At 44.0% G+C, this 15,428-nt stretch carries 13 protein-coding genes; 7 read left to right on the plus strand and 6 right to left on the minus strand.

The window, feature by feature from the left end; all coding sequences use genetic code 11:
- Nucleotides 1-79 precede the first annotated feature (79 nt).
- Nucleotides 80-997: a site-specific DNA-methyltransferase gene (locus ON05_RS22310; RefSeq protein ID WP_010473372.1), complete on the minus strand. Its 918-nt coding sequence runs from the start codon at nt 995-997 to the stop codon at nt 80-82.
- Nucleotides 998-1,123: 126 nt separating this feature from the next.
- Here ON05_RS22310 and pyrE point away from each other — a divergent pair, with 126 nt between their 5' ends.
- From pyrE to ON05_RS22335, 5 genes are all read left to right on the plus strand, one after another.
- Complete coding sequence (gene pyrE / locus ON05_RS22315; protein ID WP_010473373.1) at nt 1,124-1,651, plus strand: orotate phosphoribosyltransferase; 528 nt, start codon at nt 1,124-1,126, stop codon at nt 1,649-1,651.
- A gap of 151 nt (nt 1,652-1,802) precedes the next feature.
- A complete protein-coding gene (locus tag ON05_RS22320) occupies nt 1,803-2,618 on the plus strand; it encodes a DNA/RNA non-specific endonuclease (RefSeq protein WP_010473374.1) in 816 nt (271 codons plus the stop codon).
- A gap of 170 nt (nt 2,619-2,788) precedes the next feature.
- Entirely contained in the window at nt 2,789-4,171 is a 1,383-nt protein-coding gene (gene lysA / locus ON05_RS22325) for a diaminopimelate decarboxylase (RefSeq protein ID WP_010473376.1), read from the plus strand.
- Nucleotides 4,172-4,283: 112 nt separating this feature from the next.
- Entirely contained in the window at nt 4,284-5,198 is a 915-nt protein-coding gene (cdaA, locus tag ON05_RS22330) for a diadenylate cyclase CdaA (protein ID WP_010473377.1), read from the plus strand.
- A complete protein-coding gene (locus ON05_RS22335; RefSeq protein ID WP_010473380.1) occupies nt 5,195-5,947 on the plus strand; it encodes an isoprenyl transferase in 753 nt (250 codons plus the stop codon). The genes cdaA and ON05_RS22335 overlap by 4 nt, the downstream gene beginning before the upstream one ends.
- Nucleotides 5,948-6,113: 166 nt before the next feature.
- Here ON05_RS22335 and ON05_RS22340 read toward each other — a convergent pair whose 3' ends face one another.
- The 5 genes from ON05_RS22340 to ON05_RS22360 all read right to left on the minus strand — a co-directional run bounded on the left by ON05_RS22340 (nt 6,114) and on the right by ON05_RS22360 (nt 11,844).
- Nucleotides 6,114-6,395, minus strand: coding sequence for a DUF3143 domain-containing protein (locus tag ON05_RS22340; protein ID WP_010473382.1), 282 nt, complete (start codon nt 6,393-6,395; stop codon nt 6,114-6,116).
- A gap of 337 nt (nt 6,396-6,732) precedes the next feature.
- Nucleotides 6,733-7,170 carry a J domain-containing protein gene (locus tag ON05_RS22345; protein ID WP_010473384.1) on the minus strand — a complete coding sequence of 146 codons (438 nt, stop codon included), beginning with the start codon at nt 7,168-7,170 and terminating at the stop codon, nt 6,733-6,735.
- A gap of 189 nt (nt 7,171-7,359) precedes the next feature.
- Nucleotides 7,360-8,580: a type II secretion system F family protein gene (locus tag ON05_RS22350; protein WP_010473386.1), complete on the minus strand. Its 1,221-nt coding sequence runs from the start codon at nt 8,578-8,580 to the stop codon at nt 7,360-7,362.
- Between the two features lie 57 nt (nt 8,581-8,637).
- Nucleotides 8,638-9,759 (minus strand): type IV pilus twitching motility protein PilT, encoded by a 1,122-nt coding sequence (locus tag ON05_RS22355; protein WP_010473388.1) that lies wholly within the window; start codon nt 9,757-9,759, stop codon nt 8,638-8,640.
- A gap of 78 nt (nt 9,760-9,837) precedes the next feature.
- Nucleotides 9,838-11,844 carry a GspE/PulE family protein gene (locus ON05_RS22360; protein ID WP_010473390.1) on the minus strand — a complete coding sequence of 669 codons (2,007 nt, stop codon included), beginning with the start codon at nt 11,842-11,844 and terminating at the stop codon, nt 9,838-9,840.
- A 620-nt stretch (nt 11,845-12,464) separates the two neighbouring features.
- Here ON05_RS22360 and grpE point away from each other — a divergent pair.
- Both grpE and dnaK read left to right on the plus strand, forming a co-directional pair.
- The gene (gene grpE / locus ON05_RS22365) at nt 12,465-13,253 is read left to right on the plus strand and encodes a nucleotide exchange factor GrpE (RefSeq protein WP_010473392.1); all 789 of its coding nucleotides are present in this window, start codon (nt 12,465-12,467) and stop codon (nt 13,251-13,253) included.
- Nucleotides 13,254-13,416: 163 nt separating this feature from the next.
- Nucleotides 13,417-15,405, plus strand: coding sequence for a molecular chaperone DnaK (gene dnaK, locus ON05_RS22370; protein WP_010473394.1), 1,989 nt, complete (start codon nt 13,417-13,419; stop codon nt 15,403-15,405).
- The last annotated feature ends 23 nt before the right edge of the window (nt 15,406-15,428 follow it).

A 15,428-nucleotide genomic window follows, 5' to 3' on the forward strand; every position in this document is an offset into this window, starting at 1 on the left:
TTCCTCGGTGAAGATTTGAGAAGTAGAACTGGATGTCCAATAATTGGCACATACATGGTTTCCCCCCTTCGGTCAAAAATCACTGAGGCACTTGGGAAATTATTGTATTTCGTTCCCAGAAAATTTCTTGGGCAAATCCTTGAATGGTTGGGTGAGAGTCAGCTAGTTCGATACGCCGTTCGGACAACAAGCAATACTCCTCATCAATTTCTATACCGATAAATTGTCTTTGCAGTTTTTTAGCCACAACAGACGTTGTGCCACTGCCCAAGAAAGGATCTAGCACAGTATCTCCAGGGTTGCTACTGGCCAGTATAAGCTTTGCAACTAATTTCTCGCTTTTTTGAGTGGGGTGATCCGTATTTTCTGGCATGGACCAAAAAGGTATCGAAATATCAGTCCATAAATTAGACGCAAAGGTATCTCTAAAGTTGCCATTTTCCGTTTGAGACCAATCTTTAGGAGACCCATCTGGACGTCGATAGGGGGCTAGTACCCGTCGCCGTTGCTTCACAGCTTGACTATTAAAGGTGTATGTGTTCGAATTTGTGCAAAACCAAATATCTTCGCTTGCATTTTTCCAATTAGAACGGGCACCTCTCCCTTTCTCGCGCTCCCATGTAATCCGGTTACGGACCTGAAAATGAGAAGTTGCAACTGTGAAAATTGAAGCCGATGAGAACCAGTCACCACAGATATATATCGAGGCATCAGGACGTAGTAGGGGTTTGAGCTTAGAACAAATATGATCTAACCATTCGGTATAGGCTGCAACAGATTGCTTGGCAAACGTTCGACCATTAAAGACTTTGTTCAGGTTGTAAGGTGGGTCAAGAATCAGCAAGTTGATACTGCTTTGAGGCAGTTTGGGAGCTATATCGAGGCAATCTCCTTGAACTGTAATATCTACCTTTGGCGATGTTTTTGTAATATTTTTGACGAGTTTCAATCTCAACCGCTCTCGGTCTGCCGTACTGAGGGTCAATGTACGGTTCATAGGGGCTCTTTTCTTTTGTGTTTGAGGTAGGTCTGACATAATCCAGTGTCTTACCTATATAAGCAGTTCCAAGAGGGTGCCTAGCACCTAAACTAATTAACGTTAGCTCAATTTCCACAAATTTTGATGAACAAAGCAGATCTGGCAAAAGCAATTTATGAAACGTCCCATATCACAGGTGAGTTTTTACTGCGATCGGGGCAAGTGAGCCATGAGTATTTTGATAAATATTTATTTGAAGCAAATCCAACTTTGTTGAAGGCCATCGCCGAACATTTAGCCGCCATGCTCCCCACTCCTGTGGATGCCTTAGCCGGTTTGGAAATGGGCGGCATTCCGATTGTGGCAATGCTATCTCAAATCAGTGGATATCCATCCCTTTTTGTCAGAAAGAAGGCGAAACCGTACGGTACCTGCAAACTAGCGGAGGGAGGAGAAATTGAAGGAAAACGGCTAGTCATCATTGAAGATGTGGTGACTTCAGGTGGACAGATCAAACTTTCAGCCCAGGACTTACGTTCCCTAGGCGCTACGGTTACGGATGTCATGTGTGTCATTGATCGTGAAGCCGGTGGACAAGCCAATCTAAATGCTGAAGGTTTAACGCTCCATCCCCTATTTACGATGACAGAATTAAAGCAGTCAGCTCAATAGTCCCTTAGCTTCCAATGGCTTACCTTCAAATCGTTGCTCCTAGAATAAGAACCAGATGCAACCATTGCTTTCAATTATGGATTGAGAAATAGTGATACGGCTCTTCAGATCACTCCCTGTTAGTTGGGCAAGGAAGATTGTGGGATTGATGATGCGTTCGCATCTACCGATCACGACTTTTCTATGTTTTTCAATCTTGACCGGATGTAGTTTCTTCTCAACCTTCCCCCAATCAAAGGTTGACCACTTAGCTCTCGGGAATCCTAGTCAAGCCAGAGTCGTCTTGGCCAATAGTAATAATTATTTGATAAAAAAGCCTCAATTTGCCCTGTCTTACAACCGCAGCAAGGGAATTCCCAACTGGGTGAGTTGGCAGCTGGATCAGACTTGGTTAGGAGACGTCGAACGTCGCAATGATTTTCGAGCGGATCAAAGCTTGCCGCCAAAATGGGAGAAAGTTGATTCGAGAGACTATAGCCGGAGTGGCTATGATCGAGGGCATATGGCTCCTTCTGGTGATCGAACTAATTCAGAAGTCAACAATTCTGCAACCTTCGTCATGACCAATATTGTGCCCCAGCGGCCAGATAACAACCGAGGGCCATGGGTTGACCTGGAGAATTACTGTCGAGATTTAGTGGATGAAGGCAAAGAGCTATTCATTATTGCGGGAGGATATGGGAAACGAGCTGCGATCGCAAAAGGAAAAGTCACTCCTCCCCAAAGCCTCTGGAAAATCATCGTCGTAATGGATGAAACAACATTAGGTGTAAAGGGTATTTCTACCAATACTCCAGTAATTGCCGTTGATATTCCCAATAAGCAGGGGATTAAATCCCATGAATGGCAACGGTACATTGTCACCGTTGACCATTTAGAACAAGAAACGGGGTATGACTTCTTGTCTAATATCCCCGACCCCCTTCAAGCTAAATTAGAAAGCCAGAAAGCTGTTTTAAGCACATGAAAGAGCAGACTGCAAAAATCATGCTCAGTACTTCCTCATAATCTGTACCCCACACTCCACGCCCACTCTAGACACGGCAATAGAGACATCTGAATATGATAAGATCCTCGGATGGCTCGTACCGAGTTCAATCCTATCCTGGCAAAGTCTAAGCCCATTCCGGTTAGTTTATGGTATCCCTCCAACCACCAGATATCAGCTCATCTACTCCAATCGCGGAGACCTCTCCCAACCAGCAAATACTTCCTCTATCTGCCGAAATTGATCAAGCAGGACAGATGGTTATTGGTGGATGTTTGGTTACCGATCTCGTTAAGCAATTTGGCTCTCCCCTTTACATCGTAGATGAACTCACCCTAAGGACTGCATGCCAACAGTACCGTCTCTCATTTCAAAAATTCTATCCTGGGCCATCTCAAATCCTCTACGCCTCCAAAGCCTGGAGCTGTATGGCTATCTCCGCACTAGTCGCTAATGAGGGCTTAGGACTAGATGTAGTATCAGGGGGTGAACTATACACCGCCCTACAAGCAGGTGTGGATCCTGAAACGATCTATTTTCACGGCAATAACAAATCAGTGCCTGAGCTGGAAATGGCGCTGTCTTGTGGCTGTACCATCATTGCGGATAACTGGCTTGAATTAGAACAACTCACAGAAATTCTCGCCACAATCGATGCCTTGCCAAACCCTCCTCGGGTCATGCTCAGAATTACCCCTGGTATTGAATGCCATACTCATGAATATATTCGAACAGGCCATCTAGATAGTAAATTCGGTTTTGACCCGAACCAAATCGATCAGGTCTTGTCCTTCGCTCAAAAAAACCCTCAAATTACTTGGGTTGGCTTTCATGCTCATATTGGGTCTCAAATCTTTGAGCTGCAACCTCATCAAGATCTCACCAGTGTGATTGTCGAGTGGTTAGCTAAAGCACAAGCTTTAGGCTTATCCATGAACGAACTCAACATCGGTGGCGGTTTAGGTATTCGTTATGTTGAGTCAGATGACCCACCCAGTATCGCTCAATGGTCAGAGATCGTCTGCAACGGCATTGCACAAGCCTGCCAAACAGCCAATATTCCACTTCCAAAGCTACTCTGCGAACCAGGACGCTCCCTAGTAGGTACATCCTGCATTACGGCTTACACGGTGGGAGCCAAAAAGAACATTCCCGATATCCGCACTTATCTTTCTGTAGATGGTGGAATGTCCGATAATCCCCGCCCCATTACGTACCAATCCGTTTACAGTGCTGCCATTGCCAACCACATGGACTCTTCTGCAACAGAAATCGTCACCGTAGCAGGTAAACATTGTGAATCTGGGGATGTTTTGCTGAAAGATATCCCTCTTCCTCCAAGTCTCCCTGGAGATATTCTGGTTGTAATGGGAACAGGAGCATACAATTACAGCATGGCATCCAATTACAATCGAATCTCTCGACCTGCTGCCGTTCTGGTACAAAACGGAGATGCCAACTTAATTCTTAAGAGAGAAACTTATCAAGACCTTATTCGTCAAGATTGTTTGCCAAGACATCTAGAGCAATAGGTTGGTTAAACCTCATAGCGATAACCAAGCTAGCCCTCTATTTACTAAATATTGCACTAATTACTGATAACGCTAAACTGACATAGGTATACGAAAAGGTTAGGCCAAAGGCATGGACGGGGTTAAGGAATGGCTGATAAACCATGACTGGGTTCAGACCTTTCGTTCCTTAATTGATATCAGCCTCGCTTTAGCTTTAACGTATATGCTGCTCTTAGTCATTGCTGAGCGGCGAACCCTATGGATGGTAAGAGGTGTCGTTTTTCTTGTTCTAGCAACCGTTGCTAGCAAACTACTGCAATTCAATTACCTCAACCAATTACTCACTTTCTTACTCATTGGCTCTGCCGTAGCCATGGCCGTCATTCTGCAATCAGAAGTCCGACGATTTCTGGAGCAATTGGGAAGAGGCGAACTGTTGAAAATGTTACGTCCCGCGCAGCAGGTCACCCAAAATCCAGATAACATCATCGATGAAATTGTTGATGCAATTAAAGAACTCTCCCAAAATCGGACCGGCGCTTTACTCATCATTGAAACTCGAAATATTCCGATTGATGAACGAGACTTTTCAGTACCAGGAATAAAGTTAAGTGCAGAAATTTCTCGGGAGCTCATCCAAACCATTTTTCAAACAACTACCTTGTTACACGATGGTGCCCTATTGATCCGAGGGGACAGGATCGTTTCAGCTGGCGTTATTCTACCTATTTCTGAACAGACCGCTTCTCGCCAATTAGGCACTCGCCACCGTGCAGCGATGGGGATCACAGAACGGGTTGATAATTGTGTCTGTATCGTCGTTTCCGAAGAGACCGGCTCCATCTCCCTGGCTGAACAAGGTATACTGAGACGCCCTTTAACTAGCAGTAAATTGAGAGAACTGTTGGCTGATCGATTAATCTTATCTGTGGATAGAGAAGTTGTCACCCCAAGCTTGAGAAGTTTAGGCAGGAAAATCAGAAAACAAATCTTTTCTTTGCTTTCTCTCATATTCCCATTGCTCAAATCTCGCAAGAATATATGACGTTAAATTCAAGTCTTCCAAAGCAACTCCCTTCAGACCTAGATGTTCAGCGACTGCCCAAACATGTCGCCGTCATCATGGATGGTAATGGGCGATGGGCCAAGCAGAGAGGATTACCCCGCATTGTCGGACATCGTCGTGGAGTAGATACCCTGAAGTCACTCCTGCGTTGTTGCAAAGATTGGGGAGTCCAAGCACTCACAGCGTATGCTTTTTCCACAGAGAATTGGGGACGTCCGCTTGATGAAGTGGAATTCTTGATGATGCTATTTGAAAGGGTTTTGCGTCGCGAATTACAAGAGATGATTGATGAAGGCGTACAAATACACTTTGTCGGTGATTTAGAAGCTCTGCCATTGACGCTACAAACAGAAATACAGCGAGCGATGACTGCGACAAAAGACAATCACACCATCAAATTTATCGTCGCCACTAATTACGGAGGTCGTAGAGAAATTATTCAAGCATGCCGCAATATTGCCTCTAAAGTTCAGCATAATCAAATCAACCTGGATGATATTGATGAAAGCTTATTTGAACGGCATCTATATACAGCCGGAATTATAGACCCAGACCTGTTAATTCGAACCAGTGGAGAAATGAGAGTCAGTAATTTCCTCTTGTGGCAAATGGCCTATGCTGAACTCTATGTTACCAAGACCCTATGGCCAGACTTCGATCGAGATGAGTTCCATCAAGCCCTTAAAGACTTCCAAGATAGGCATCGAAGATTTGGTAAAGTCAACTAATTATTTAGTAAGATGCTGCATATTTTGCATAAATTACTGATAAGCCTAAGTAAGCCCAGTTCAAATTAAGTCCATTTTTTAAGGTTCTTCTACTGAAGAATACAGGTTTTCACTCACGGAAAACTAGGAGTTTTAGCATATCTCAAGCTTAGGCCAAGTGATACCACTAAGGACCAGAAAACACTGCATCCTCAATATCTTGGCGGCTTAAAGAGTACTTGAAGGTTCGTTGAATATCGCGTTCAGTGGAAACAGCTGGCACGTATACAACAGACAACTCCTCGATATCTAGCCATATTTCTGCCTTCCACTGATCGCGCTCAACACGCCAAAGATGCAAATCCTGAGAATCTTGGTGGCATCCAAGCTGGTGAAGCCATAGCTCAATTTGAGGAAGAGGATGATTATACAGCGGAGTTTTAGGATCTGGCAAACAGGATTCAGTCATTAGCTAACTCTTACAACTTAGACACAAATTGATCGAGAGTATGTCACCTTTGCAAGTATATAAATTTTGAAAGTAACAGCTTGGCATCTGAAATCAAGGCTAGCAGGAATTACTGAAATGAGTATAAACACTCAGACACGAAGGTGACATACTCCCAAATTGATCAATAGTTGGGTGCTTAATTATAAAGAAAAACACGAGGTCAATGAAGGAGAGTTGAAGATGCCCATAACTCATCAAACGAGGTTCAATACTAAATCTTCCTAAAACCACATCATCATATGCTAAAAAGCAATAGAGAGAATCGTCTTACAAACTCCTAAAGAAAATTTCAAATTCATATCAGGTAAAGAGTAGCAAGTCCTACAAACATCATTTCTCCACGGGCAAAACCCAACACCACAGCCAAGATTAAACACCCTAAGAAGGTTATACACAAAATTAATAATGCAACAAGCTCGCCAGAAGACAAAGGACGTTCTTGGATTTGAACCTGTGAAGATGCCACTGGATTATCTGAACTGCGCACCTTCTGCACGGAGGTATATTTGGCAGGCGAAACACCTAAACGATAATCATATGATTTTCTTAGTTCAGGACTACTCAAAACACTATATGCATCATTAAGTTGTTGAAATTTTTGGATCGCAGTTTCCTTGGGTAAAGCCGTTGTGTCGGGATGGTAAACCTTGCTCTTTCTTCGATAAGCATCATGGATCTCATCACTAGAAGCTCCAGGAGAAAGATCTAGCAACTGGTAGAAATTTGAATCCATCGACATCACTCTAGTTCAAGCTTTTTATAATTCTGTGCTAAAAATTCAACACTCAAAGAAATTCCTAATACATATTGTAAGCAAGCTCTATCTCTTAGTCGATAGAGCTTGCTTACAATATGTATTAGGAGCTAGCGAATTTTAGCGTAAATCACACTTAAACCGAGTAAATTACTGAATAGCCCTTTATTAACCGATTAGATCGAAGATCTTGAACATAGGTAAATACATAGCCACAAGAATGGAACCAACCATACCTCCTAAAACAACGATCATCAAGGGTTCCATCACACTAGTCATGGCTTTAACCGCCTGTTCGACTTCATCTTCATAAAAATCAGCAACCTTCATAAGCATCTTGTCAATCTCTCCTGTTTCTTCCCCAACATTGATCATTTGAGTCGCTAGGAGAGGAAATACTTTTTCTTTTTGCAACGCTAAGCTCAACATGCCACCCCCTTGAATTTCTCGTCGAGCTTCATCAATAGCGTTAGATACAACCTGGTTTCCTGCAGTATCACGAACAATTTCGAGAGAATAGAGAATAGGCACACCTGAACGAGAAAGTGACCCAAAAGTTCGACAAAATCTAGCCACAGCCGTCTTTTGAATCAGATCACCAAACAGAGGCAACTTAAGCATGATTCGATCAATAGTTTCTCTGCCTGCTCGGGTTCGATAGTACTGCCGAAGGGCAAATGTGGATCCAAAAACAACAATTGCAGCTGAAATCCCATAAATCGGTGTCCGCAAAAATTCGCTGAGATTCACCATAAATTGAGTAAACGCAGGTAAGTCACCACCTAATTGGCTAAATATGCCATCAAATACTGGGATAAGGAAAATAACCATTCCCAAAAAGATTGAAACAGCGATAAAACCAACGACAACTGGATATGCTAGCGCTGATCGAATCTGATTTTTCAAACGCGCTTGATCTTCCAGCAAAGTGGCTAGACGATTGAGAACCTCATCCAAAACACCACCTGTTTCACCTGCTTGAATCATGGCAACATATAGCTGATCGAAAGCAGCAGGGTGGCCCCTCATAGCATCTGATAAGCTAACGCCTTGTTGGACAGCAGCATTGACATCTAGAAGTGCCTTTTTAAGCTTAGGATTCTTACACTGTTCAGACATAACTCCCAAGCCCCTTACCAATGCAACCCCGGCATTGACTAAAGCTGAAAACTGTCTCGAGAACAAAGCTTTATCTTTAACAGTGATGGACTGAAGAAAACTCAGATCCAGCTCAGCATTCATGCTGAAGCCTTGAGATTCCTTTATATCAAGGATCTGTAGCCCTTGGCGCTGGATATTAGAACGAGCTTCTTTTTGAGAGGTTGCGTTTACCCTTTTTTGGCTTGATTTTCCTTGAGAGTCTCGCGCACGGACGACGTAAGTTGGCATAACTCAATTCTCAGCAGTAAATGAAGAAAGAACGAATGTTAGGTTTATACTCAATGCTTATCGCCGATAGGATGCGGCACCAGAGCCACGTTGATTCCCCATAGGAGCTGCCCCCATAAGGCGTTGCATTTCATCAGGTCGGGAGGTTTTTGATACAGCAGATTCAAAGGAAATCGTACCTGCACGATACAGTTCTGCTAAAACTTTTTCCAACGTTACCATCCCCAACTTTCCACCAGTTTGAATCGCAGAATAGATCTGGGACGTTTTCCCTTCCCGAATTAAGTTAGCAATTCCAGGTGTTGATACCATAATTTCTTGGGCCATGACTCGCCCAAACTCGCCTGGTTTTGGGTTCTTTCGTGTCACCAGCGTTTGGCTAAATACAGCTACTAAAGAGTTAGACAATTGCACTCGAACTTGAGTCTGTTGCTCAGGTGGAAAGACATCTACCATTCGATCGACCGTTTGGGCAGCTGAACTGGTATGAAGTGTCCCAAAAACCAAGTGACCTGTTTCTGCTGCAGAGATAGCAAGTTGAATGGTTTCGAGATCCCGCATTTCCCCAACCAGAATAACATCTGGATCTTCACGAAGAGCTGCTCGTAGCGCATTCGCAAAGCTTTTGGTATCTTCACCAACCTGACGTTGATGAATCAAACTTTTAATGGGTTCATAAACAAATTCGATGGGATCCTCCACCGTAAGAATATGCTCAGCCCGAGTTAGATTGATATTGTTAATCATAGAGGCAAGGGTTGTTGTTTTCCCTGAACCGGTAGGCCCCGTAACGAGGACCAACCCTCGTGGTTTTTCCGACATTTCTCGGACAATATTGGGTAGTCCTAATGTTTCGATAGAAGGAATTTTAGAGCTAAGAGCACGCAATGCCGCAGCATAAGTCCCTCGGTCTTTATAGACATTTACCCTAAACCGAGCTAGCCCCCTCACACCATAGGAACAATCTAGTTCCCATGTTTGCTCTAGCTGCTTACGTTGAGTGTTATTCAGCATGCTAAAGATAAGACGCTGACATTGCTCTTGACTGAGCGGATCATAATCAGTAGGAGTTAATTTTCCGTTGATACGAATGTAGGGAGGTAAGCCTACTGAGAGGTGTAAATCGGAGCCTCCCCGCTCAACGACCTCTTCCATCAGATCTTCAATCATGTAGTCCATAAATAGCCTCTTAATAGTCTCAGCTAGCGTAAATTGATTGATTCAGCAAATACAAAAAATATTTCATGGATTCCTGTATTAATCTTGGAATCTTGGTGTCGTGCAATAGGGGCAATCCAACCACTCAGGCCTTAAATCTGCATCACAGACTCGACAAGTTAGAGATGTTTTGCGCTTAGCCTTAAGTTCAGCTTCTAAGCCACTATCTGTAAAGGTAACTCGTTCAACTTCAGCGAGAGTAGTATCCCCTTTCTTAACTAGTTCAAGACTGTAGGCCAGAAGGGTTTTCATTCCTTCTTCAACTGCTACTTCTTTAATCCGCTCGGTAGGGGCTCCCTCAGTAATTAGTGTTTGCAGAGTTTCAGTGATCTGCATGACTTCATAGACACCACAACGCCCTTTATAACCAATACCATTACAAGTTGAACAAACCGTTTGCCCGGTAGCTTGGGCAGTTTGAAGTTCATCAGCTGAGAGAGTATTAGCTTTATAAAAGGTAATCTCTGTTCCAGGAGAAGCAGATAACCCAAATCGGCCAAGCTCAGTGGGAGTAGGGTGATAAGGGATTTTGCAGTCTGAGCATACTCGCCGAACCAAACGCTGGGCAACAACACCCAGTAAGGATGCAGAAACCATAAAAGGCTCAACTTCCATCTCTGCCAGGCGAGCAACCGCACTAGCCGCATCATTCGTATGCAGGGTTGTTAACACAAGGTGGCCCGTTAGCGCAGCCTCAATAGCTGTTTTTGCCGTTTCTTTATCTCGGGTCTCACCCACTAGAATGACATCTGGATCTTGTCTTAGAAAAGCTCTCAAGATTGAGGCAAAATCCATTCCTTTCTCTCGAATCACCTGAACCTGGGTTAAACCTGGGAGAGTATATTCAATCGGGTCCTCAGCAGTACTGATGTTAACGCCTGGGTGATTACATTCGGCTAAGGCAGAATAGAGAGTCGTTGTTTTACCAGAACCAGTCGGTCCTGTCACCAAAATTAGTCCAAACGGTCGACTGACCATTTCTCTGACAATGTTTAGACTATCTTCATCTGAAACAAGTTTGTCTAAACCCAGTTGAGTCGAGGAGTTATCCAGAATACGAAGTACAATCTTCTCTCCATATCGGCTTGGTAAGGTATTCACTCGAAAGTCAATCTTGCGTCCTTGAAAAAGTCGCCGGATACGACCATCTTGCGGAAGGCGGCGCTCGGCAATGTCGAGCTCTGAAATGATTTTGAAACGGGATATGACTGCAGGAATGATTTTTCTAGGCAGTGGGTCAAAGGCCTGTTGAAGCACACCGTCTTTACGGAATCGAATCCGAAGATGATCTTCTTGGGGTTCAATATGAATATCAGAGACACCGTTCTGTAAAGCTTTAGCCAGAATTTTGTTAACTAGACCAATGATGGGAGCTGTTTCCGCATCCTGAAGAGCAGCCCCCAAGTCCGTTTCAAGTTCATCACTAGGGAGATCGTCTAAACCTGCGATCGCATCTAAGTCATCATCTAAATCGAACTCAATCGGCTTTTCATTCGCTTTTTGCTCAGCCGCTTGCTGATCAAGATACTTACTAATAAGTTGCTGATAGTCCTCAACCGCAATTACCATGCGTTGCAAGGTTAGATTTTTCTCCCTGAGAATACGTCCTAGATCGTCCAGGGCACCTAAATTATCTGGATCAACCATTGCCACCAGCAATGTTGCCGGATCCGTTTCTTTATCAAGGGTCAGGGGGACCATCTGATAGCGTCGACAGAGGTCTAGAGAAATATAATTCTGGATCAATTCTTCGATCTGATCCGTTGGAATTTGGCTTAACTCAAGATCTAAAGAGTCGATACCATACAGTATTTTTAGTTCAAAAAGTTGTTGTCGTTTATATTGGCGTAGAAGTTCTGGTGGTAAAGACTGTCCAGTGAGTCCTTGAAGAATTTCGACAAGTGAACGTCCTGAGCGTCGACTTTCTAGGGTCGCTTCCCGCATTTGGTCTTGGTCAACATAACCTGTTGAAATCAGCTTGTTGCCAAAAGGGGAAAAATTGTGCCGAGTAACGAGAGCACGCCGCTGTGAGGAAGAGTTAACCATAGCGATGAAAGCGAAAGACCTAACCGTGGATATGTAAGCTTGAAAATAGACTTCCTTGCCAAGTCGAGGCAATGGCGAGGCTGTTCTCAGCATGCCCACATTTTTTGAGGTTTTTACAATCTTCCTGGGTATCAAGAATTCCATTTCCCTCGACATCAGCAATTTTAGAGTCCAAGTTAGCCAAACTTCAGGCCTCTGATCCAAGGGAGATTCCAAGAGCAACTGCTAGAGTATATATAGGTTTAAAATATTCTTAACGTTAATATTCTCAGCCTTTTTCTACCATTAGGCTCCATTACTAGCCTTAGTAAGCTTAGATTGTTCAAATTATCGATATTTGATGATTTTCTGGTTCAACTCTCTACTCAGAATTGGAATAGCAATATAAAATCAAATTGTGGAAACAACTGAAAGGCAGGCTACTATATTGAGGCTTAAATCATCAGCAGTACTAAGGCTCCCAGCCCTTGGGGAGGTTTAATACTCTCATATTTGAGCAGGTCTGAGATACCATACGATTAATTACACTGAAACATGTTCGTTAAAGATCACAACACATTAAGGTTGTAGAACTGTTAACCAAACTGTTTGTTGATGGAAGTAAAGAAAACAGGAGCATCATGAGCGAAGACGCGAAGCAGCACGAGAATACTGAGGCTAATGATGTAGGTTACTCAGATGAATCTTCGCTTCATCAGGAAGAGTCAAACTCAGAGTACGAAGAATTAGTGGTAGACGACTCTGAAGAGTTGCCTTTAGATGCTTTAGAAGAACTGGTTTCATCTGCTTCGTCTGATGACGCCCCCCATAGCTCGACTGCCTCACCGGAAGAAACATCCATACCTGAGCAAGAAGACTCATCAGAAGCACTATCTCAGTTAGCAACAGAAGTTGAAACCTTAAAAAGTCAGTTAGACGAGCGCACCAGTCAATATGTCCGAATCGCAGCGGATTTCGAAAACTTTCGTAGACGTACGGCGCGAGAGAAAACAGATTTAGAACAACGGGTGAAACGAGAAACACTCAGTGAGCTTCTTCCCGTTATTGATAGCTTTGATCGGGCCAGATCTCATATCAAACCTCAAACCGATCAAGAAGAAAACATTCATAACAGTTACCAAGGGGTCTACAAACAATTAGTGGATTGTTTGAAGCGAATTGGAGTTGCACCCATGCGTTCTAAAGGACAACCCTTTGACCCTAATCTCCACGAAGCTGTAATGCGGGAACCCACTAACGAATTCGAAGAAGGTATGGTTGTTGAAGAATTAGTCAGTGGATACTTATTAGGTGAACAAGTTCTACGGCATGCCATGGTAAAGGTTGCTGCTCCTTTAGAGCAAGAAGAGCCAGAAGCAGTTACTGAGGAAGAAGTAGCTGAGGAAGCCGAAAATGCTGTCTCTGAATAACTTTGCCAGGGTCTGAATCATTCTCTTCTCACCTGTTTCTTGGGTTAATTTGCAGAAGGTTGATTAAATTCATGGGCAGATGAGGCACCCTACAGTATGAGGAGCATTTTAGAAAGCTCAATACATTTAATCAAGCATAATTGCTGTTTGCTGCGAAAAAGTTATGGGTAAGGTCATTGGTATTGATCTAGGAACAACGAATAGCTGTGTTGCTGTTCTTGAAGGGGGAAAACCGGTCGTTATCCCCAATACTGAGGGGGGCAGAACGACCCCTAGTATTGTCGGTTTTGCTAAATCTGGGGACCGCCTAGTTGGCCAACTTGCCAAACGACAAGCAGTCACCAATGCTGAAAACACCATTTTCAGCATTAAGCGATTCATCGGCCGTAGATGGCAGGAAACAGAAACGGAAAGATCTCGTGTCGCTTATACCTCTGTTCCTGGCAAAGATGAAACCGTTGATGTTCAAATTCGAGGGAAAAACTATACCCCTCAGGAAATTTCAGCAATGGTTCTGCAAAAACTGAAACAAGATGCTGAAGCCTACTTAGGAGAGGCAGTGTCTCAAGCAGTTATCACCGTTCCTGCTTATTTCAGTGATGCCCAGCGCCAAGCCACAAAGGATGCAGGAACCATCGCTGGATTAGAAGTTCTGCGAATCATCAATGAACCCACCGCAGCCTCTCTATCTTATGGTCTGGAAAAGCAAGAGGAAGACCATAAGATCTTAGTCTTTGACTTAGGAGGGGGTACCTTTGATGTCTCCATCCTTCAACTCGGAGATGGGGTCTTTGAGGTAAAAGCCACTGCTGGTAACAATCACCTCGGTGGGGATGACTTCGATGAATCCATTTTGAAATGGATGTTAGAAAGTTTTCGCCAAACTGAATCGATTGATCTATCCAAAGACAAGATGGCCCTGCAGCGATTACGGGAAGCAGCAGAAAAAGCCAAGATCGAGCTATCTAGTACCATTACAACCTCCATTAACTTGCCATTCATCACGGCTGATGAAACAGGTCCCAAACATTTGGAGATGGATTTAACCCGAGCCAAATTTGAAGAGTTAGCTGCTGAACTTGTAACAGGAACGATGGAACCTGTTGAAAGGGCTCTCAAGGATTCAGACTTACAAGCTGAGGACATTGATCGCATCATCTTGGTGGGAGGCTCCACCCGGATTCCTGCAGTCCAAGAAGCCGTCAAACAATACTTTGGCGGTCAAAGTCCGGATCGCTCGGTTAATCCTGATGAGTCGATTGCCCTAGGTGCTGCCATTCAAGCTGGTGTTCTGGGCGGGGAAGTTAAGGATCTATTGCTCCTGGATGTATCTCCCCTGTCGATGGGTATTGAAACTTTGGGAGGGGTATTTACCAAAATCATTGACCGTAATACAACCTTGCCCACCAGCCGTTCACAGAGCTTTTCTACCGCAACAGATGGGCAAACCTGTGTAGAAATCCAGGTTTACCAAGGTGAGCGGGCCATGGTGAAAGATAACAAGTGTCTCGGTCGTTTTGAATTAACCGGCATTCCTCCGGCACCGCGGGGTGTACCACAAATTGAAGTCACCTTTGATATCGATGCTAATGGCATTCTCAATGTTTCTGCCCAAGATAAAGGCACTGGACGAGAACAAAGTATCCGGATCTCTAATACCGGAGGCTTAAGTAGCTTAGAAGTTGAGCGAATGCGCCAGGAAGCCCAAATATATGCCGATCAAGATCGGCAGTTGAAAGAAGTTGCCCATCAGAAAAATCAGATTGACAGCATGCTATATAGCTGCAGTGCCACTTTGAAGGATAATGCAAGCACCGTTTCTCCAGAACTCAAGCAACGGGCCGAGCAAGCAGCGGCTGAACTTAAAGTTTTAGCCGACCAGCCTGATGTCACTGCAGAAATGTTGAAGCTTCGCATAGATACACTCCAGCAGGTACTCTTAGATATTGGGGCTGAAGTTTATCAGCAGTCGGCAACAAACTCACCGTCGGCGAATGATGTTTATAATCCGAGTGACGTTTATAATAGTCAACCTAGCACTGTAGTAACGCCTGATCTAGTTTCGGAACCTTCAGCACCGTTGGATGACGACTCCACCATTGTTGGAGATTTTGATGATACGGTTATCACTGACTATGAAGCCGTAGATTAGGGGTTAAGTGCGTTGCCAGCCTA

The organism is Acaryochloris sp. CCMEE 5410 (genome assembly GCF_000238775.2).
Classification (GTDB): domain Bacteria; phylum Cyanobacteriota; class Cyanobacteriia; order Thermosynechococcales; family Thermosynechococcaceae; genus Acaryochloris.